The sequence below is a fragment of the Oceanobacillus sp. FSL K6-0118 genome (assembly GCF_038006665.1).
In the GTDB taxonomy this organism is placed as follows: Bacteria; Bacillota; Bacilli; order Bacillales; family Amphibacillaceae; genus Oceanobacillus; species Oceanobacillus caeni.
Genome location: NZ_JBBOVR010000001.1, coordinates 341,356 through 358,720 on the forward strand (window position 1 = coordinate 341,356; position 17,365 = coordinate 358,720).

The following is a 17,365-nucleotide window of genomic DNA, read 5'->3' on the forward strand; positions in this document are numbered from 1 at the left end:
AGGCTCCTTGCTAGATGTAAATAATTTTGAGTATATGAAAATTGGCTTAGCTTCATCGGAAAAAATCCGCTCTTGGTCATATGGTGAGGTTAAAAAACCAGAAACCATAAATTACCGTACGTTAAAACCGGAGAAAGATGGCCTTTTCTGCGAGCGTATTTTTGGCCCAACAAAAGACTGGGAATGTCATTGCGGTAAATACAAACGTGTACGTTATAAGGGTGTAGTTTGTGATCGCTGTGGAGTTGAAGTCACCAAATCTAAAGTGCGTCGCGAACGTATGGGGCATATTGAATTAGCTGCACCTGTATCTCATATATGGTATTTCAAAGGAATTCCTAGCCGTATGGGTCTAGTATTAGATATGTCGCCAAGAGCGCTAGAAGAAGTAATCTACTTTGCTGCCTATATTGTGACTGATCAAGGAAGTACACCGTTAGAGAAAAAACAACTTCTTTCTGAAAAAGAATATCGAGCATATTATGAAAAATACGGCAATACATTCAAGGCACAAATGGGTGCGGAAGCAATTCGTAAATTATTGCAAGATATTGATTTAGAAAAAGAAGTGGAAACTCTAAGAGAAGAGTTAAAAACTGCTCAAGGACAACGTCGTACTAGAGCAATCAAACGACTAGAAGTATTAGAAGCATTCCGTAATTCAGGTAATAAACCTGATTGGATGGTACTAGATGTTCTACCTGTCATTCCACCGGAAATTCGTCCGATGGTACAACTTGATGGTGGACGTTTTGCAACCTCTGATTTAAATGATCTATATCGACGTGTTATTAATCGTAATAATCGTTTGAAACGACTATTAGATTTAGGTGCGCCAAGCATTATTGTGCAAAACGAAAAACGTATGTTACAAGAAGCTGTTGACGCCTTGATTGATAATGGTAGAAGGGGACGTCCTGTCACAGGACCAGGTAATAGACCACTTAAATCACTGTCTCATATGTTGAAAGGGAAACAAGGAAGATTCCGTCAAAATCTTCTTGGTAAACGTGTAGACTATTCTGGACGTTCTGTTATTATTGTTGGTCCTCACCTTAAAATGTATCAATGTGGACTTCCTAAAGAGATGGCATTAGAATTATTCAAACCATTTATAATGAAAGAGTTAGTGGAAAGAGGTCTAGCTCATAACATTAAATCAGCTAAGCGTAAAATCGAACGCGTTCATCCAGATGTATGGGATGTGCTTGAAGATGTCATTAAAGAACATCCGGTATTACTAAACCGCGCACCGACTTTGCATAGATTAGGTATTCAAGCATTTGAGCCAACTTTGGTTGAGGGTCGAGCAATTCGTTTGCATCCACTAGTATGTACTGCATACAATGCGGACTTTGATGGTGACCAAATGGCTGTTCACGTTCCACTATCAGCTGAAGCACAGGCTGAGGCACGACTTCTTATGCTTGCGGCTCAAAATATTCTTAATCCAAAGGATGGAAAACCGGTTGTTACACCGTCCCAGGATATGGTATTAGGTAACTACTACTTAACACTTGAACGTGAAAATGCAGTTGGTGAGGGTAGTGTATTTAAAGATATCAATGAAGCAAGGATAGCTTATCAAAATGGTTATGTTCACCTTCATACGAGAGTTGCGGTTAAGGCTTCAAGTTTAAACAACCAAACTTTCACTGAAGAACAAAATAGCCAGTTATTGCTAACTACTGTTGGAAAACTAATTTTCAATGAAATTTTACCAGCATCGTTCCCGTTTATAAACGAACCAACACGATTGAATCTAGAGGAAAAAACTCCAGAGAATTATTTTGTTAGTATGGGAACAAATATTAAAGATGAAATTAAGAATCGTGAATTAGTTAAACCATTTAAGAAAGGTTTCTTAGGAGACATTATTGCGGAAGTATTTAAACGATATAAAATTACAGAAACATCTAAAATGCTTGACCGAATGAAAGATTTGGGTTTCAGCTATTCTACAAAAGCTGGGATGACAGTAGGTATCGCTGATATTGTAGTATTACCTGAAAAACAAGCAATCTTAGATGAGGCACAAGAAAAGGTAGATAAAGTGCTAAAACAATTCCGTCGTGGTCTTATTACAGAAGAGGAACGTTATGACCGTGTTATCTCTATCTGGACCACTACAAAGGATACGATCCAAGCTAAACTTATGGAATCCCTAAGTAACCGAAACCCAATATTCATGATGAGTGATTCGGGTGCACGTGGTAACGCGTCTAACTTTACACAGCTTGCTGGTATGCGTGGACTAATGGCTAACCCGGCTGGTAAGATTATTGAACTACCGATTAAATCTAGCTTCCGTGAAGGGTTAACGGTATTGGAATACTTTATTTCAACTCACGGTGCACGTAAAGGGCTTGCTGATACCGCGCTTAAGACTGCGGATTCTGGATATCTAACTCGTCGTTTGGTAGATGTTGCACAGGACGTTATTATTCGCGAGGAAGATTGTGGAACGGATCGCGGACTAGAGGTAGAAGCATTAGTTGATGGTACCGAAGTTATTGAACCATTAATTGACCGACTAATAGGACGTACTGCATTTATGACTGTTAAACACCCTGAAACTGGCAAGGTAATAGTTAACAAGAATGAGTTAATGACAGAAGACCAAGCTAAAGAAATTGTTGAAGCAGGTATTGAAAAGGTTACTATCCGCTCAGCATTTACATGTAATACTAAACACGGTGTATGTCAAAAATGTTATGGACGTAACCTTGCTACAGGTTCTGATGTGGAAGTGGGTGAAGCTGTGGGTATTATCGCAGCACAATCTATCGGGGAACCAGGTACACAGTTAACAATGCGTACATTCCATACAGGTGGGGTAGCAGGTAATGATATTACACAAGGTTTACCTCGTATCCAAGAATTATTCGAGGCACGTAATCCTAAGGGACAAGCGGTTATTACTGAAATTTACGGTAGTGTCCTAGAGATAAATGAAAACAAAGATAAACAAGAGATTGTTATCCAAGGCGATGTGGAACAGCGTTCTTATGCGGTACCTTATAATGCTAGACTTAAGGTATCTATAGGTGACGCAGTAGAAGCTGGGCAAGAATTGACAGAGGGTTCCATTGATCCGAAAGATTTATTACGTGTTAAAGGTGTAGAAGGTGTTCAAGCTTATATTCTACGCGAAGTTCAACGTGTATATCGTATGCAAGGGGTAGAAATTGGCGACAAACACGTTGAAGTAATGGTACGACAAATGTTACGTAAGATTAGAGTTGTTGATTCGGGAGATACGGATGTATTGCCAGGTTCGTTACTTGAGTTACATCAATTTAAAGAAGCGAACAAATCTGTGTTACTTGACGGCGGTAACCCTGCAACAGGTAGACCAGTATTACTTGGTATTACGAAAGCATCTCTTGAAACAGATTCATTCTTATCAGCTGCATCCTTCCAAGAAACGACAAGAGTTCTTACAGATGCTGCGATTAAAGGTAAACGTGATGAATTACTTGGACTTAAAGAAAATGTTATTATTGGTAAACTCGTTCCAGCGGGTACAGGGATGCAACAATATCGTCGCATTAAACCAATATTAGATAAACCTGAAGAAGAAGTTTCAGAAGAGATAGAAACGGAAATAGTACAATAATTAATCTAACCAAAAAGGAATAATTGTTAGGAAGCACCAAAAAAAATAGACATTTGATATTGACATTAAAAAAGTAGAATGGTACTATATTCAAGGTGCTTCCGATTATTCTTGTTGCTTTGGAGGATACGATGATAGATGTCTTATGATAAAGTAACACAAGTCAAATCACGTCTAATAATTGGGACTAAACAAACACTGAAAGCTATGAAAAATGGCGAAGTAAGTGAAGTGTTTATTGCTAATGATGCTGATGAGCATATAACGCAAAAAGTAGCTAGTTTAGCGGATGAACTTGATATACCACGTAAGTCAGTCGATTCCAAAAGGAAGTTGGGTGTCGTATGTGGCATTGAAGTTGATGCGTCTGTAGTTGCGGTAAAGGTAATTAATTAAGAGGTCAAGCCTCTGGATTTTTTTACTATAAAATGAACCGCCTGGATGTGTGGGATTACAAATGCCGAAAAACTATCTAGTTACTGCAATTATATTACAGTATTAAACAAGGAAGGGAGGAAAACAAAAATGCCTACAATTAACCAACTTGTACGCAAAGGTCGAGTTAGTAAATCTAAAGCTTCTGACTCTCCAGCACTTAACAAAGGTTACAACAGCTTTAAAAAATCATTAACTGATGTAAATTCTCCACAAAAACGTGGTGTTTGTACTCGTGTTGGTACACTAACTCCTAAAAAACCAAACTCTGCATTACGTAAATATGCACGTGTACGTTTATCAAACAACATGGAAGTAACTGCGTACATCCCAGGGATTGGCCATAACCTACAAGAACACAGTGTTGTATTAATCCGTGGAGGTCGTGTTAAAGACTTACCAGGGGTACGTTACCATATTGTTCGTGGTGCGCTTGACACTGCAGGTGTAGAAGGACGTATGCAAAGTCGTTCTAAATACGGAACTAAAAAGCCAAAAGCGAAAAAATAATTAATTTCAAATCAACATTAAGTGAAAGGAGGATGTCATATGCCTCGTAAAGGTCCAGTACCAAAACGTGATGTATTGCCAGATCCGCTATACAATTCAAAATTAGTTACACGTTTAATTAACCAAATCATGGTTGATGGTAAACGTGGTAAAGCTCAAAAAATCCTTTATAAAGCATTTGAGCTTGTTCAAGAGAGAAGTGGACAAAATCCAATGGAAGTGTTTGAACAGGCAATGAAGAATGTAATGCCTGTACTTGAAGTTCGCGCTCGTCGTGTTGGTGGTTCAAACTACCAAGTACCAGTTGAGGTGCGTCCTGAGAGACGTCAAGCATTAGGATTACGTTACCTAGTAAACTATTCACGTCTTCGTGGAGAAAAAACTATGGAAGAACGTCTTGCTAATGAAATTCTAGATGCTTCTAATAATACAGGTGCATCTGTTAAGAAACGTGAAGAAATGCATAAAATGGCTGAAGCTAACAAAGCATTTGCTCACTACCGTTGGTAATAGTATACGAACATTAGTTAGTTTGTAATAGAAAGGAGAGAAATACATGGCTAGAGAGTTCTCCTTGGAAAAGACGCGTAATATCGGTATTATGGCACACATTGATGCCGGTAAAACAACAACTACCGAACGTATTCTTTTCTATACAGGACGTATTCATAAAATTGGTGAAACACATGAAGGTGCTTCGCAAATGGACTGGATGGAGCAGGAGCAAGAACGTGGTATTACGATTACTTCTGCTGCAACAACAGCTCAGTGGAAAGGTCACCGCATTAACATTATCGACACACCTGGTCACGTAGACTTCACAGTTGAAGTTGAACGTTCATTACGTGTGCTGGATGGTGCGGTTACAGTACTTGATGCACAATCTGGTGTAGAACCTCAAACAGAAACAGTTTGGCGCCAAGCTACAACATACGGTGTACCAAGAATAGTATTCATTAATAAAATGGATAAAACTGGTGCGGATTTCTTATATTCTACAAAGACTTTGAAAGACCGTCTAGGTGCTAACGCACACCCAGTTCAGTTACCAATCGGTGCTGAAGATCAATTCGAGGGAATCATCGACCTAATCAACATGGAAGCTCATTATTACCTAGATGACTTAGGTACTACTGATGAATCTCGTGAAATTCCTGAAGAATTAAGAGATCAAGCTGAAGAATTACGAGCTAATCTTATTGAGGCGGTAGCAGAATCTGATGAAGACCTAATGATAAAATATCTTGAAGGTGAAGAAATCAGTATCGATGAGTTAAAAACCGCTATTCGTAAAGCTACTTTGAATGTTGAATTCTATCCAGTATTTTGTGGATCAGCATTTAAAAATAAAGGTGTTCAATTGATGTTGGACGGAGTTATTGATTATCTTCCAGCTCCAACGGATATTCCTCCAATCGAAGGTATCATTCCAGGAACTGAAGAAAAAGTAACTCGCCCATCAGATGATAGTGAACCATTTTCTGCACTTGCATTTAAAGTAATGACTGACCCGTACGTTGGTAAACTTACATTCTTCCGTGTATATTCCGGAACATTAGATTCTGGTTCTTATGTGAAGAACTCTGTGAAGGATAAACGTGAACGTGTTGGACGTATTCTACAAATGCATGCAAACCACCGTGAGGAAATTTCAACAGTTTATTCTGGAGAAATCGCTGCAGCAGTTGGTTTGAAAGACACAGCAACTGGGGATACATTATGTGATGAAAAGAACTTAGTAATCTTGGAATCCATGGAATTCCCAGAACCAGTTATTTCAGTAGCTATTGAGCCTAAGACAAAAGCTGACCAAGATAAAATGGGTATTGCTTTAGGTAAACTTGCTGAAGAAGATCCAACATTCAGAACTGAAACAAACCCAGAAACTGGTCAAACAATCATCTCTGGTATGGGTGAACTACATCTAGATATTATTGTTGACCGTTTAAAACGTGAATTCAAAGTTGAAGCAAATGTTGGTGCCCCACAAGTTGCATATCGTGAAACATTCCGAGCAGCGGCTGAAGTTGAAGGTAAATTCGTACGTCAGTCTGGTGGACGTGGACAATACGGTCACGTTTGGATCAAATTTGAACCAAATGAAGAAGGCGCTGGCTTTGAATTTGTTAACAACATTGTTGGTGGGGTTGTACCTCGTGAATACATTCCAGCTGTTCAACAAGGTGTTGAAGAAGCAATGGAAAATGGGGTATTAGCTGGTTATCCATTAATTGACGTAAAAGCTACACTATATGATGGTAGCTACCATGATGTTGACTCTAACGAAATGGCGTTTAAGGTTGCTGCATCTATGGCACTTAAAGCTGCCAAAAACAAATGTAACCCTGTTATTCTAGAGCCAATTGAAAAAGTAGAAATTACTATTCCAGAAGAATACATGGGAGACATTATGGGTGATGTTACATCACGCCGTGGACGTGTAGAGGGTATGGAAGCTCGCGGTAATGCACAAATTATCAAAGCGTTTGTACCATTATCTGAAATGTTTGGTTATGCTACAGCTCTACGTTCTAATACACAAGGACGCGGAACATATTCAATGCATTTTGATCACTTTGAAGAAGTTCCAAAATCAATTGCTGAAGAAATTATTAAGAAAAATGCAGGAGAATAATTGATTTTTTTGTAGATGTAACGTATAACAAATGTATGAAGGCTAAGAAATAATAGTTTAATTATTATTTCTTAGTTACACATAAAAATTTAAAATATAATTTTTGTTACTTAAAGGAGGAACTATAAATGGCTAAAGAAAAATTTGACCGCTCTAAAAGTCACGTTAACGTTGGTACAATTGGACACGTTGACCATGGTAAAACTACTTTAACTGCTGCGATTACAACAGTAATGAATAAGAAAAACGGATCTGGTACTGCTATGGCGTACGATCAAATTGATGGTGCTCCAGAAGAAAAAGAACGTGGAATTACAATTGCAACTTCTCACGTTGAATATGAAACTGAAACTCGTCACTATGCACACGTAGACTGCCCAGGTCACGCTGACTATGTTAAAAACATGATCACTGGTGCTGCACAAATGGACGGAGCTATCTTAGTAGTATCTGCTGCTGATGGTCCAATGCCACAAACTCGTGAGCATATCCTACTTTCTCGTAACGTAGGTGTACCTTCAATCGTTGTATTCTTAAACAAAGTTGATATGGTAGACGATGAAGAATTACTAGAATTAGTAGAAATGGAAGTTCGTGATTTATTATCTGAATATGACTTCCCTGGTGATGATGTACCAGTTATTAGCGGTTCTGCGCTAAAAGCACTTGAAGGTGACGAAAAATACGAACAAGCAATTGTAGACCTAATGGCCGCAGTTGATGAATATGTTCCAACTCCAGAACGTGACAACGACAAACCATTCATGATGCCAGTAGAGGATGTATTCTCAATCACTGGTCGTGGTACTGTTGCAACTGGTCGTGTTGAACGTGGACAAGTTAAAGTTGGGGACGAAGTTGAAATCATCGGTCTTAACGAAGAGTCTAGCAAAACTACAGTAACTGGTGTTGAAATGTTCCGTAAGCTTCTTGACTATGCTGAAGCTGGTGACAACATCGGTGCGCTACTTCGTGGTGTTGCTCGTGAAGATATCAACCGTGGACAAGTGCTTGCTAAACCAGGCTCAATCACTCCACATACTAACTTCAAAGCTGAAGTTTATGTTTTGTCAAAAGACGAAGGTGGACGTCACACTCCATTCTTCTCTAACTACCGTCCTCAGTTCTACTTCCGTACAACTGACGTAACAGGAGTTATTAATCTTCCTGAAGGAACTGAAATGGTAATGCCTGGAGATAACACTGAAATGACAGTTGAGCTTATCTCTCCAATCGCTATTGAAGAAGGTACTCGCTTCTCTATCCGTGAAGGTGGACGTACTGTTGGATCAGGTGTTGTAACAACAATCATTAAATAAATGCTTATTTTGAAACAGGTGACGCAATAATTGCGTTACCTGTTTTTTTATACCATTTATCATTGGGAGGAAATATCATGCTGCATTTTGTTTCCGAAATTAAAAAAATCCCATAATCACTTGCAATTGTTGATATGAGTATGTATAATACCTAGATGTGTGACCGAAAAAAAGCCTAAAAGTAATGGTTGCATTGGCCAATCGCTTTTGATATACTATTAATGTTGGTCATATAAAGTGATGATGTGAGAGGTTGTTGGCACGCCCGGCCCCTTTGCCATGGCTGGCTGTCAAGGAATTTTCACGGAGAATGTCTGTTATGATATGGGCGTAAAGGAGGGAAAATAATGGCAAAAGAGAAAATCAGAATCCGTTTAAAGGCATATGATCACCGTGTATTAGATCAATCTGCTGAAAAAATCGTAGACACAGCAAAACGTTCTGGAGCGAATGTATCTGGACCGATTCCATTGCCTACAGAAAAATCAGTTTATACAGTCTTACGTGCGGTTCATAAATATAAGGATTCACGTGAACAATTCGAAATGCGTACACATAAACGTCTAATCGATATTGTTGATCCAACACCAAAAACGGTTGATTCATTAATGAGACTTGACTTACCGTCTGGTGTGGACATTGAAATTAAATTATAAAACTAAGTTTAATTATAGGAGGTGTAACGGATGACGAAAGGAATCTTAGGTCGTAAAATTGGCATGACTCAACTATTTACGGAAAATGGTGAATTAGTACCAGTTACTGTTATTCAAGCTGAGCCAAACGTAGTTTTACAAAAGAAATCATTAGAAAACGACGGCTATGAGGCTCTACAAATCGGTTTTGCAGATAAAAAACAATCTCGCACAAAAAAACCAGAAGTAGGTCATGCTGAAAAAGCAAATACAGCCCCTAAGCGCTACGTTCGTGAATTCCGTAACGCAAATCTTGACGATTATGAAATAGGTCAAGAAATTAAGGTTGATGTTTTCGAAGCTGGAGAAAAAGTGGATGTAACAGGAACTTCTAAAGGTAAAGGATTCCAAGGTTCAATTAAACGTCACGGACAACAACGTGGACCAATGGGACACGGTTCGCACTATCACAGAGGACCAGGTTCTATGGGTGCGATTGATGCTATGCGTGTATTTAAAGGTAAAAAACTACCAGGACATATGGGATCTGAAAAAGTTACAATCCAAAACCTTGAAATTGTTAGTGTAGATGCTGAAAAAAATCTACTATTAATTAAAGGTAATGTTCCAGGTGCGAAAAAATCTTACGTTAAAATCACAAGTGCGATAAAAGGTAACTAATTACAGACGAAGGGAGGATATGTCATGCCTAAAGTAGCACTATTTAATCAAGATGGAAGTAATGCAGGAGAAGTTGAATTAAACGATGCGGTGTTCGGTATTGAACCTAATACTCATGTATTACACGAAGCAGTTGTAATGCAAAGAGCTTCTTTACGTCAAGGAACTCATAAAGTTAAAAATCGTTCAGAAGTTAGCGGCGGTGGACGTAAACCGTGGCGTCAAAAAGGAACTGGACGTGCTCGTCAAGGATCAATTCGATCTCCTCAATGGGTAGGCGGTGGAACTGTTTTCGGACCTACACCACGTAGCTATAGCTATAAACTACCGAAAAAGGTTCGTCGTTTAGCTCTTAGATCTGCATTATCTTCTAAGGTTAAAGAAGATAACTTAGTAGTTTTAGACGGTATCTCTATTGAAGCCCCTAAAACAAAAGAAGTTGTTAACATGTTAGAAGCATTAAAAGTAGCAGATAAAGCTTTAATCGTTACTGATAATAGAGATGAAGTTGTTGCTCGTTCAGCAAATAACCTACAATCTGTTAAGGTATTAACAGTAGAAGAATTAAATGTTTTAGACTTGCTTACGCATGACAAGCTAATCTTAACTAAAGATGCAGCTGTTAAAGCAGGGGAGGTGCTTGCATAATGAAAGATCCACGTGATATTATTAAGCGCCCTGTCATTACAGAGCATTCCGCAGATTTAATGGGAGAAAAAAAATACACTTTTGAAGTATCCACTAAAGCAAATAAAACTGAAATTAAAGATGCCGTAGAATCTATCTTTGGTGTCAAAGTAATTAAAGTTAACACATTAAACCTTAAAGGTAAGTTTAAACGTATGGGACGTTATGGCGGATTTCGCCCAAATCGTAAGAAAGCTATCGTTCAACTATCAGAAGATAGTAAAGAACTAGATTTCTTTGAAGCTTAATAAGTAAATTAAGAGAAGGAGGGAAACAAGATGGCGATTAAAAAATACAGACCGACTTCTAACGGTCGTCGTAATATGTCTGTTTCTGATTTTGCAGAAATCACAACAGACCAACCAGAAAAATCCCTACTAGCTCCGTTATATAAACGTGGTGGTCGTAATAACCAAGGGAAATTAACGGTTCGTCATCAAGGCGGTGGACATAAACGTCAATATCGTGTTATTGACTTCAAACGCAACAAAGATGGAATACCAGGACGTGTTGCTACGATTGAATATGATCCAAACCGTACTGCTAATATTGCATTAATCCATTATGTTGATGGAGAAAAACGTTATATTTTAGCACCAAAAGGACTTAAAGTAGGCCAAGAGGTTGAATCAGGAGAAAATGCTGACATTAAAGTTGGTAATGCACTTCCTTTAGAAAATATCCCCGTTGGTACTATCATTCATAATGTTGAATTGAAGCCAGGAAACGGTGGTCAACTTGCTCGTTCGGCTGGTACTGAGGCTCAAATTCTAGGACGTGAAGGTAAATACACACTAGTTCGTTTAGCATCTGGTGAATCTCGTCTTATCTTAAGTACATGCCGCGCAACTGTTGGTCAAGTAGGAAATGTCGAACATGAATTGATTAGAGTCGGTAAAGCGGGACGTTCTCGCTGGTTAGGTAAACGCCCAACTGTTCGTGGATCTGTAATGAACCCGAATGATCACCCACATGGTGGTGGTGAAGGACGTGCACCAATCGGACGTAAATCACCGATGTCTCCTTGGGGCAAACCAACACTTGGTTACAAAACTCGTAAACGTAACAAACCGTCTGATAAATATATTGTTCGTAAACGTAAAAAATAAACGAAATCACAGACGGGAAATATCACCCGTCTTTCAATTGCGGAAGGAGGTTTATCCATGGGTCGTAGTTTAAAAAAGGGACCTTTTGCAGATGACCATTTATTAAAAAAGATTGATACATTGAACGAAACTGATAAAAAACAAGTTGTTAAAACTTGGTCGCGTCGTTCAACAATCTTCCCACAATTTATCGGTCATACAATCGCAGTTTATGATGGACGTAAACACGTTCCTGTATACATTACCGAAGATATGGTCGGACATAAATTAGGTGAATTCGTGCCAACTCGTACTTATAAAGGGCATGCTGGCGATGATAGGAAAACAAAACGTTAATGAGAGGAGGCGTTAATGCATGCAAGCTAAAGCCGTTGCAAAAACAGTTCGTATTGCTCCTCGTAAAGTTCGTTTAGTTGTTGATCTAATTCGAGGAAAAAACGTTGGTGAAGCAGTTGCGATTTTAAAACATACACAACGTGGTGCTTCTCCAGTAGTAGAAAAAGTATTAAAATCTGCTATTGCTAATGCAGAACACAACTATGAAATGGACACTGATAACTTAGTAGTATCAGAAGCTTATGTAAATGAAGGTCCAACATTGAAACGTTTCCGTCCACGTGCACAAGGACGCGCAAGCAGAATAAATAAACGCACAAGCCACATTACAGTGGTTGTAACAGAAAAGAAGGAGGGATAGTTAGTGGGTCAAAAAGTACATCCAACCGGTCTTCGTGTGGGAATTATTAAAGACTGGGAATCAAAATGGTATGCTGGAAAAGACTATGCAGACTTATTACATGAAGATATCAAGATTAGAGAATATCTTGAAAATCGCCTAAAGATTGCTGCTGTTTCTTCTATTGAAATCGAACGTGCGGCAAATCGTGTAAATATTACTATTCATACAGGTAAACCTGGTATGGTAATTGGTAAAGGCGGATCTGAAGTAGAAGCTCTACGTAAATCTTTAAATGCACTAACTGGTAAAAGAGTACACATCAACATTGTGGAAGTTAAAAAAGTTGATATTAACGCTAAATTAGTAGCTGATAATATTGCACGTCAATTAGAAAATCGTATCTCATTCCGTCGTGCTCAAAAACAAGCGATTCAACGTGCTATGCGTGGTGGCGCATTAGGAATTAAAACACAAGTATCTGGTCGTCTTGGAGGAGCGGATATCGCTCGTGCGGAACATTATAGTGAAGGAACGGTACCATTACACACTCTACGTGCTGACATTGACTATGGCACTGCAGAAGCTGACACTACTTATGGTAAGCTAGGTGTTAAAGTGTGGATTTATCGTGGTGAAGTCCTTCCAACTAAAAAAGAAAAATAAAGGAAGGGGGCAATTGCATTATGTTAATGCCTAAACGTGTAAAACATCGTAAGCAACATCGTGCTAAATTAACTGGCCAAGCTAAAGGTGGTACTTCCGTAGCGTTTGGTGAGTATGGTTTACAAGCAGTTGAACCTGCTAGAATTACAAGTCGTCAAATCGAGGCTGCTCGTATTGCGATGACTCGTTATATGAAACGTGGCGGTAAAGTTTGGATTAAAATATTCCCAGACAAACCGTATACTAAAAAACCTTTAGAAGTACGTATGGGTTCCGGTAAAGGTGCTCCTGAAGGATGGGTGGCTATCGTTAAGCCAGGAAAAATTATGTTTGAAATCGCTGGTGTATCTGAAGAGGTTGCACGTGAAGCACTGCGTCTTGCTTCTCATAAACTACCGATTAAAACTAAATTTGTAAAACGTGAAGAAATTGGTGGTGAAAACAATGAAGGCTAATGAAATTAGAGATCTAACCACTGCCGAAATTGAACAAAAAGTAAAATCATTAAAAGAAGAACTATTTAATTTACGTTTCCAACTTGCAACTGGACAATTGGAAAACACAGCACGTATTCGTGAAGTAAGAAAAGCAATTGCAAGAATGAAAACAGTCATTCGCCAACGTGAATTAAACGTTAATAACTGATTAACTGAGAGGAGGTTAGCCTCAAATGTCTGAACGTAATAATCGTAAAGTTTACACTGGTCGTGTTGTATCCGATAAAATGGATAAAACTATCACAGTATTAGTAGAAACTTATAAAAACCATAAATTATATGGTAAACGTGTGAAATATTCTAAGAAATTTAAAGCACATGATGAGAATAACCAAGCTAAAGTTGGAGATATCGTTCAAATCATGGAAACTCGTCCACTTTCAGCTACTAAACGTTTCCGTCTAGTCGAAGTTGTGGAAGAAGCTGTAATTATATAATAAGTCGGATCTTAAAAAAATCCGAAGGGAGGTCACAGTGTTATGATTCAACAAGAAACTCGTTTAAAAGTTGCAGATAACTCTGGTGCTCGTGAATTGTTAACCATTAAAGTATTAGGTGGCTCAGGTCGTAAAACGGCTAACATCGGTGATATTGTTGTTTGTTCAGTAAAACAGGCAACACCAGGCGGCGTTGTCAAAAAAGGTGACGTAGTAAAAGCTGTTATCGTACGTAGCAAATCTGGTGCTCGCCGAAAAGATGGATCATATATTCGTTTTGATGAAAATGCCGCAGTAATTGTACGTGACGATAAAAGTCCTAGAGGAACTCGTATCTTTGGACCTGTTGCACGTGAATTACGTGATGCTAAATTCATGAAAATCGTATCTCTAGCTCCAGAAGTTCTATAAGATCGTAAACTTAGTGTCAAGGAGGTGCGTAAAGCATGCATGTAAAAAAAGGTGATAAAGTTAAAGTATTGTCTGGTAAAGATCGTGGTAAAGAAGGCGTAATATTAGAAGCATTCCCTAAAAAGGAACGTGTACTAGTAGAAGGCGTAAATATGATTAAAAAACACGCAAAACCTTCTCAAGAAAATCCACAAGGTGGAATTTTAAACATTGAAGCACCTATCCATGTTTCTAATGTAATGCCAATCGATCCAAAGACTGGTGAACCAACTCGCGTAGGATATGAATTACGTGATGGAAAAAAAGTACGTATCGCTAAAAAATCCGGTGAAGTTTTAGATAAATAATTCGCTGCAGGAAGGAGGGCGACATGATGAATCAATTACAAGAAAAATACAAAGATGAAATTGTACCATCTTTAATGAATAAATTTAATTACAATTCAGTAATGCAAGTGCCTAAAGTAGAAAAGATTGTTATCAATATGGGTGTTGGTGACGCTGTTCAAAACTCTAAAGCATTAGATAGTGCAGTTGAGGAATTATCTCTAATTTCTGGTCAAAAACCACTTATTACTCGTGCTAAGAAATCAATCGCTGGTTTCCGTCTACGTGAAGGTATGCCTATCGGCGCTAAGGTAACACTTCGCGGAGAACGCATGTACGAATTCCTACAAAAACTTATTTCAGTATCACTTCCACGTGTACGTGACTTCCGTGGAATCTCTAAAAAGGCTTTTGATGGTCGTGGTAACTATACATTGGGTGTTAAAGAACAACTAATTTTCCCAGAAATTAACTATGATAAGGTAAATAAAGTTCGTGGTATGGATATCGTTATTGTTACAACATCTAACACTGACGAAGAAGCTCGTGAACTTTTGGCTGGGCTAGGCATGCCTTTCCAAAAATAAGCTAAAGAGCTAACACAAGGAGGGAAAATTGTGGCTAAAAAATCAATGGTTGCGAAACAAAAACGTCCACAAAAATATCAAGTTCGTGAATATACACGTTGTGAACGTTGCGGTCGTCCACATTCAGTAATTCGTAAATTTAAACTTTGCCGTATTTGTTTCCGTGAACTTGCCTATAAAGGTCAAATTCCTGGTGTCAAAAAAGCAAGTTGGTAATCCCCGATTCGGGAAGGAGGTATTTTAGTAATGACTATGACAGATCCAATTGCAGACATGCTTACTCGTATTCGTAATGCAAACATGGTTAAACATGAAAAATTAGAACTACCATCTTCAAAAATTAAAGCTGAAATAGCGGATATTCTTAAACGTGAAGGATTCGTTAAAGATTATGAAGTAATTGAAGATAACAAACAAGGTGTTCTACGTATTTTCCTTAAGTACGGTCAAAATGAAGAAAAGGTTATTACTGGTATTAAACGTATCAGTAAGCCAGGATTACGTGTATATGCTAAAGCTAGCGAAGTACCTCGCGTACTAAACGGCCTTGGAATTGCTATTGTCTCCACTTCTAAAGGAGTGCTTTCTGATAAAGAAGCACGTTCTCAAGCAGTAGGCGGCGAAGTATTAGCATATGTTTGGTAATTAATATTTTTAATTAGAGGAGGTGCCATGAATGTCTCGTATAGGACTTAAGCCAATTGAAATCCCTGAAGGTGTAGAAGTAAAACAAGATGGGAATACAATTACTGTTAAAGGCCCTAAAGGAACTTTGACACTAGATATACATCATGATATGAAGATTAATATAGATGGTAATGTTCTTACTGTTGAACGCCCAAGTGATCATAAAGAACATCGCACACTACACGGTACTACTCGAAGCAACATCGCTAACATGGTTGAAGGAGTAAGTAAAGGTTTTGAGAAATCTCTTGAAATCATTGGTGTTGGTTACCGTGTTCAAAAACAAGGAAATAAAGTTGTTATTAATGCAGGTTATTCTCACCCAGTTGAAATCGAAAAAATCGAAGGAATCGAAATCGATGTACCGAAGAATACCGAAGTTGTTGTAAAAGGTATTGATAAACAACTAGTTGGTGCTGTTGCAGCTAACATCAGAGCGATCAGACCACCTGAACCATACAAGGGTAAAGGTATTCGCTATGCTGGTGAATATGTACGCCGTAAAGAAGGTAAAACTGCTAAGTAATAAAGGTTAAGAGCAGAAAGGAGTGACGTAAATGATCACAAAACCTGACAAAAATGTTATACGTAAAAGAAGACATAACCGTGTACGTAGAAATTTAGCTGGTACAATGGAACGTCCTCGTTTAAACGTTTATCGCTCAAATAAGCATATCTATGCTCAATTAATAGATGATATGACTGGAGTAACAGTTGCAAGTGCTTCTACTAAAGATAAAGAAGTTAATCTTGAATCTACGTCAAATACCGATGCAGCTAAAGTAGTCGGAGAACTAATTGCAAAACGAGCTCAAGATAAAGGATTTAAATCTGTTGTATTTGATCGCGGAGGATACCTTTATCATGGACGTGTAAAAGCATTAGCTGATTCAGCTCGTGAAGCAGGATTAGAATTCTAAAGGAAGAAGGAGGGAAATCTAGGATGAATACAAGTATCGATCCGAATAAACTTGATCTTGAAGAACGTGTTGTTGCGGTAAACCGTGTTTCGAAAGTTGTAAAAGGTGGACGTCGTATGCGTTTCGCGGCAATCGTTGTAGTCGGAGATAAAAACGGTCATGTAGGTTTTGGTACAGGTAAAGCTCAAGAAGTACCAGAAGCTATTAAAAAAGCAGTCGATGACGCTAAGAAAAACTTAATCACTGTGCCTTTAGTTGGAACTAGTATCCCACACGAAGTATATGGTAGATATGGTTCTGGTAAAGTATTGATGAAGCCAGCACTTGAAGGTACTGGAGTTATCTCTGGTGGCCCAGTCCGTGCGGTCTTAGAGTTAGCTGGTGTAGGTGATATTTTAACTAAATCCTTAGGCTCTAATACACCAATCAATATGATTCGTGCTACTATGGATGGTTTAACTCAACTTAAACGTGCTGCAGATGTTGCTAAATTGCGCGGTAAGTCCATAGAAGAACTGTTAGGATAAT

General features: G+C 38.5%; 25 protein-coding genes. All 25 read left to right on the forward strand.

Going from position 1 to position 17,365, the window contains the following annotated elements:
* Nucleotides 1-7 precede the first annotated feature (7 nt).
* The 25 genes from rpoC (at nt 8) to rpsE (ending at nt 17,364) form a co-directional block, all read left to right on the forward strand.
* Entirely contained in the window at nt 8-3,619 is a 3,612-nt protein-coding gene (rpoC, locus tag MHI02_RS01675; RefSeq protein WP_204798446.1) for a DNA-directed RNA polymerase subunit beta', read from the forward strand.
* A 138-nt stretch (nt 3,620-3,757) separates the two neighbouring features.
* The gene (locus MHI02_RS01680) at nt 3,758-4,015 is read left to right on the forward strand and encodes a ribosomal L7Ae/L30e/S12e/Gadd45 family protein (RefSeq protein WP_047185909.1); all 258 of its coding nucleotides are present in this window, start codon (nt 3,758-3,760) and stop codon (nt 4,013-4,015) included.
* A 129-nt stretch (nt 4,016-4,144) separates the two neighbouring features.
* Complete coding sequence (gene rpsL / locus MHI02_RS01685) at nt 4,145-4,564, forward strand: 30S ribosomal protein S12 (RefSeq protein ID WP_047185908.1); 420 nt, start codon at nt 4,145-4,147, stop codon at nt 4,562-4,564.
* Nucleotides 4,565-4,603: 39 nt separating this feature from the next.
* Nucleotides 4,604-5,074 (forward strand): 30S ribosomal protein S7, encoded by a 471-nt coding sequence (rpsG, locus tag MHI02_RS01690; RefSeq protein WP_047185907.1) that lies wholly within the window; start codon nt 4,604-4,606, stop codon nt 5,072-5,074.
* A 46-nt stretch (nt 5,075-5,120) separates the two neighbouring features.
* Nucleotides 5,121-7,199 (forward strand): elongation factor G, encoded by a 2,079-nt coding sequence (fusA, locus tag MHI02_RS01695; protein WP_060668149.1) that lies wholly within the window; start codon nt 5,121-5,123, stop codon nt 7,197-7,199.
* A gap of 128 nt (nt 7,200-7,327) precedes the next feature.
* Nucleotides 7,328-8,518 (forward strand): elongation factor Tu, encoded by a 1,191-nt coding sequence (gene tuf, locus MHI02_RS01700; protein ID WP_047185905.1) that lies wholly within the window; start codon nt 7,328-7,330, stop codon nt 8,516-8,518.
* 347 nt (nt 8,519-8,865) lie between these two features.
* Nucleotides 8,866-9,174 carry a 30S ribosomal protein S10 gene (rpsJ, locus tag MHI02_RS01705; protein ID WP_047185904.1) on the forward strand — a complete coding sequence of 103 codons (309 nt, stop codon included), beginning with the start codon at nt 8,866-8,868 and terminating at the stop codon, nt 9,172-9,174.
* A gap of 30 nt (nt 9,175-9,204) precedes the next feature.
* Nucleotides 9,205-9,834 carry a 50S ribosomal protein L3 gene (gene rplC, locus MHI02_RS01710; RefSeq protein ID WP_047185903.1) on the forward strand — a complete coding sequence of 210 codons (630 nt, stop codon included), beginning with the start codon at nt 9,205-9,207 and terminating at the stop codon, nt 9,832-9,834.
* 24 nt (nt 9,835-9,858) lie between these two features.
* Nucleotides 9,859-10,482 (forward strand): 50S ribosomal protein L4, encoded by a 624-nt coding sequence (gene rplD / locus MHI02_RS01715; protein WP_047185902.1) that lies wholly within the window; start codon nt 9,859-9,861, stop codon nt 10,480-10,482.
* On the forward strand, nt 10,482-10,769 hold the full coding sequence (rplW, locus tag MHI02_RS01720; protein WP_047185901.1) for a 50S ribosomal protein L23: 288 nt from the start codon (nt 10,482-10,484) through the stop codon (nt 10,767-10,769). Before rplD ends, rplW begins: the two co-directional genes overlap by 1 nt.
* A gap of 30 nt (nt 10,770-10,799) precedes the next feature.
* Entirely contained in the window at nt 10,800-11,630 is an 831-nt protein-coding gene (gene rplB / locus MHI02_RS01725) for a 50S ribosomal protein L2 (RefSeq protein ID WP_047185900.1), read from the forward strand.
* A 57-nt stretch (nt 11,631-11,687) separates the two neighbouring features.
* The gene (rpsS, locus tag MHI02_RS01730) at nt 11,688-11,966 is read left to right on the forward strand and encodes a 30S ribosomal protein S19 (protein ID WP_060668147.1); all 279 of its coding nucleotides are present in this window, start codon (nt 11,688-11,690) and stop codon (nt 11,964-11,966) included.
* Between the two features lie 19 nt (nt 11,967-11,985).
* On the forward strand, nt 11,986-12,327 hold the full coding sequence (gene rplV / locus MHI02_RS01735; RefSeq protein ID WP_047185898.1) for a 50S ribosomal protein L22: 342 nt from the start codon (nt 11,986-11,988) through the stop codon (nt 12,325-12,327).
* Nucleotides 12,328-12,330: 3 nt separating this feature from the next.
* Nucleotides 12,331-12,972, forward strand: a complete 642-nt coding sequence (gene rpsC, locus MHI02_RS01740) for a 30S ribosomal protein S3 (RefSeq protein ID WP_047185897.1) — start codon at nt 12,331-12,333, stop codon at nt 12,970-12,972.
* 20 nt (nt 12,973-12,992) lie between these two features.
* Complete coding sequence (gene rplP, locus MHI02_RS01745; RefSeq protein WP_047185896.1) at nt 12,993-13,427, forward strand: 50S ribosomal protein L16; 435 nt, start codon at nt 12,993-12,995, stop codon at nt 13,425-13,427.
* Nucleotides 13,417-13,617: a 50S ribosomal protein L29 gene (gene rpmC, locus MHI02_RS01750; RefSeq protein ID WP_047185895.1), complete on the forward strand. Its 201-nt coding sequence runs from the start codon at nt 13,417-13,419 to the stop codon at nt 13,615-13,617. The genes rplP and rpmC overlap by 11 nt, the downstream gene beginning before the upstream one ends.
* Nucleotides 13,618-13,642: 25 nt before the next feature.
* Nucleotides 13,643-13,906, forward strand: coding sequence for a 30S ribosomal protein S17 (gene rpsQ / locus MHI02_RS01755; RefSeq protein ID WP_047185894.1), 264 nt, complete (start codon nt 13,643-13,645; stop codon nt 13,904-13,906).
* A gap of 42 nt (nt 13,907-13,948) precedes the next feature.
* Nucleotides 13,949-14,317, forward strand: a complete 369-nt coding sequence (rplN, locus tag MHI02_RS01760) for a 50S ribosomal protein L14 (protein WP_047185893.1) — start codon at nt 13,949-13,951, stop codon at nt 14,315-14,317.
* Nucleotides 14,318-14,352: 35 nt separating this feature from the next.
* Nucleotides 14,353-14,664, forward strand: a complete 312-nt coding sequence (rplX, locus tag MHI02_RS01765) for a 50S ribosomal protein L24 (protein WP_060668146.1) — start codon at nt 14,353-14,355, stop codon at nt 14,662-14,664.
* A gap of 26 nt (nt 14,665-14,690) precedes the next feature.
* Complete coding sequence (gene rplE, locus MHI02_RS01770) at nt 14,691-15,230, forward strand: 50S ribosomal protein L5 (RefSeq protein ID WP_047185891.1); 540 nt, start codon at nt 14,691-14,693, stop codon at nt 15,228-15,230.
* Nucleotides 15,231-15,260: 30 nt separating this feature from the next.
* Nucleotides 15,261-15,446: a type Z 30S ribosomal protein S14 gene (locus MHI02_RS01775; RefSeq protein WP_047185890.1), complete on the forward strand. Its 186-nt coding sequence runs from the start codon at nt 15,261-15,263 to the stop codon at nt 15,444-15,446.
* A gap of 30 nt (nt 15,447-15,476) precedes the next feature.
* Nucleotides 15,477-15,875 carry a 30S ribosomal protein S8 gene (gene rpsH, locus MHI02_RS01780; protein WP_047185889.1) on the forward strand — a complete coding sequence of 133 codons (399 nt, stop codon included), beginning with the start codon at nt 15,477-15,479 and terminating at the stop codon, nt 15,873-15,875.
* A gap of 31 nt (nt 15,876-15,906) precedes the next feature.
* A complete protein-coding gene (gene rplF, locus MHI02_RS01785) occupies nt 15,907-16,443 on the forward strand; it encodes a 50S ribosomal protein L6 (protein ID WP_047185888.1) in 537 nt (178 codons plus the stop codon).
* Nucleotides 16,444-16,474: 31 nt separating this feature from the next.
* Nucleotides 16,475-16,837 (forward strand): 50S ribosomal protein L18, encoded by a 363-nt coding sequence (gene rplR, locus MHI02_RS01790; RefSeq protein WP_047185887.1) that lies wholly within the window; start codon nt 16,475-16,477, stop codon nt 16,835-16,837.
* A 23-nt stretch (nt 16,838-16,860) separates the two neighbouring features.
* The gene (rpsE, locus tag MHI02_RS01795) at nt 16,861-17,364 is read left to right on the forward strand and encodes a 30S ribosomal protein S5 (RefSeq protein WP_047185886.1); all 504 of its coding nucleotides are present in this window, start codon (nt 16,861-16,863) and stop codon (nt 17,362-17,364) included.
* Nucleotide 17,365 lies beyond the last annotated feature (1 nt).

Excerpts from the sequence above, each read along its gene's own strand:
- rpsG (WP_047185907.1), top strand. The coding sequence starts at position 4,604 with ATGCCTCGTAAAGGTCCAGTACCAAAACGTGATGTATTGCCAGATCCG.
- rplR (WP_047185887.1), top strand. The coding sequence starts at position 16,475 with ATGATCACAAAACCTGACAAAAATGTTATACGTAAAAGAAGACATAAC.
- rpsJ (WP_047185904.1), top strand. The coding sequence starts at position 8,866 with ATGGCAAAAGAGAAAATCAGAATCCGTTTAAAGGCATATGATCACCGT.
- rplC (WP_047185903.1), top strand. The coding sequence starts at position 9,205 with ATGACGAAAGGAATCTTAGGTCGTAAAATTGGCATGACTCAACTATTT.
- rplW (WP_047185901.1), top strand. The coding sequence starts at position 10,482 with ATGAAAGATCCACGTGATATTATTAAGCGCCCTGTCATTACAGAGCAT.
- rplP (WP_047185896.1), top strand. The coding sequence starts at position 12,993 with ATGTTAATGCCTAAACGTGTAAAACATCGTAAGCAACATCGTGCTAAA.
- rplD (WP_047185902.1), top strand. The coding sequence starts at position 9,859 with ATGCCTAAAGTAGCACTATTTAATCAAGATGGAAGTAATGCAGGAGAA.
- rpsQ (WP_047185894.1), top strand. The coding sequence starts at position 13,643 with ATGTCTGAACGTAATAATCGTAAAGTTTACACTGGTCGTGTTGTATCC.
- rplN (WP_047185893.1), top strand. The coding sequence starts at position 13,949 with ATGATTCAACAAGAAACTCGTTTAAAAGTTGCAGATAACTCTGGTGCT.
- MHI02_RS01680 (WP_047185909.1), top strand. The coding sequence starts at position 3,758 with ATGTCTTATGATAAAGTAACACAAGTCAAATCACGTCTAATAATTGGG.
- rpsS (WP_060668147.1), top strand. The coding sequence starts at position 11,688 with ATGGGTCGTAGTTTAAAAAAGGGACCTTTTGCAGATGACCATTTATTA.
- fusA (WP_060668149.1), top strand. The coding sequence starts at position 5,121 with ATGGCTAGAGAGTTCTCCTTGGAAAAGACGCGTAATATCGGTATTATG.
- rplB (WP_047185900.1), top strand. The coding sequence starts at position 10,800 with ATGGCGATTAAAAAATACAGACCGACTTCTAACGGTCGTCGTAATATG.
- rplE (WP_047185891.1), top strand. The coding sequence starts at position 14,691 with ATGAATCAATTACAAGAAAAATACAAAGATGAAATTGTACCATCTTTA.
- rpsH (WP_047185889.1), top strand. The coding sequence starts at position 15,477 with ATGACTATGACAGATCCAATTGCAGACATGCTTACTCGTATTCGTAAT.
- rpsE (WP_047185886.1), top strand. The coding sequence starts at position 16,861 with ATGAATACAAGTATCGATCCGAATAAACTTGATCTTGAAGAACGTGTT.
- rplX (WP_060668146.1), top strand. The coding sequence starts at position 14,353 with ATGCATGTAAAAAAAGGTGATAAAGTTAAAGTATTGTCTGGTAAAGAT.
- rpsL (WP_047185908.1), top strand. The coding sequence starts at position 4,145 with ATGCCTACAATTAACCAACTTGTACGCAAAGGTCGAGTTAGTAAATCT.
- rplV (WP_047185898.1), top strand. The coding sequence starts at position 11,986 with ATGCAAGCTAAAGCCGTTGCAAAAACAGTTCGTATTGCTCCTCGTAAA.
- rpmC (WP_047185895.1), top strand. The coding sequence starts at position 13,417 with ATGAAGGCTAATGAAATTAGAGATCTAACCACTGCCGAAATTGAACAA.
- tuf (WP_047185905.1), top strand. The coding sequence starts at position 7,328 with ATGGCTAAAGAAAAATTTGACCGCTCTAAAAGTCACGTTAACGTTGGT.
- rplF (WP_047185888.1), top strand. The coding sequence starts at position 15,907 with ATGTCTCGTATAGGACTTAAGCCAATTGAAATCCCTGAAGGTGTAGAA.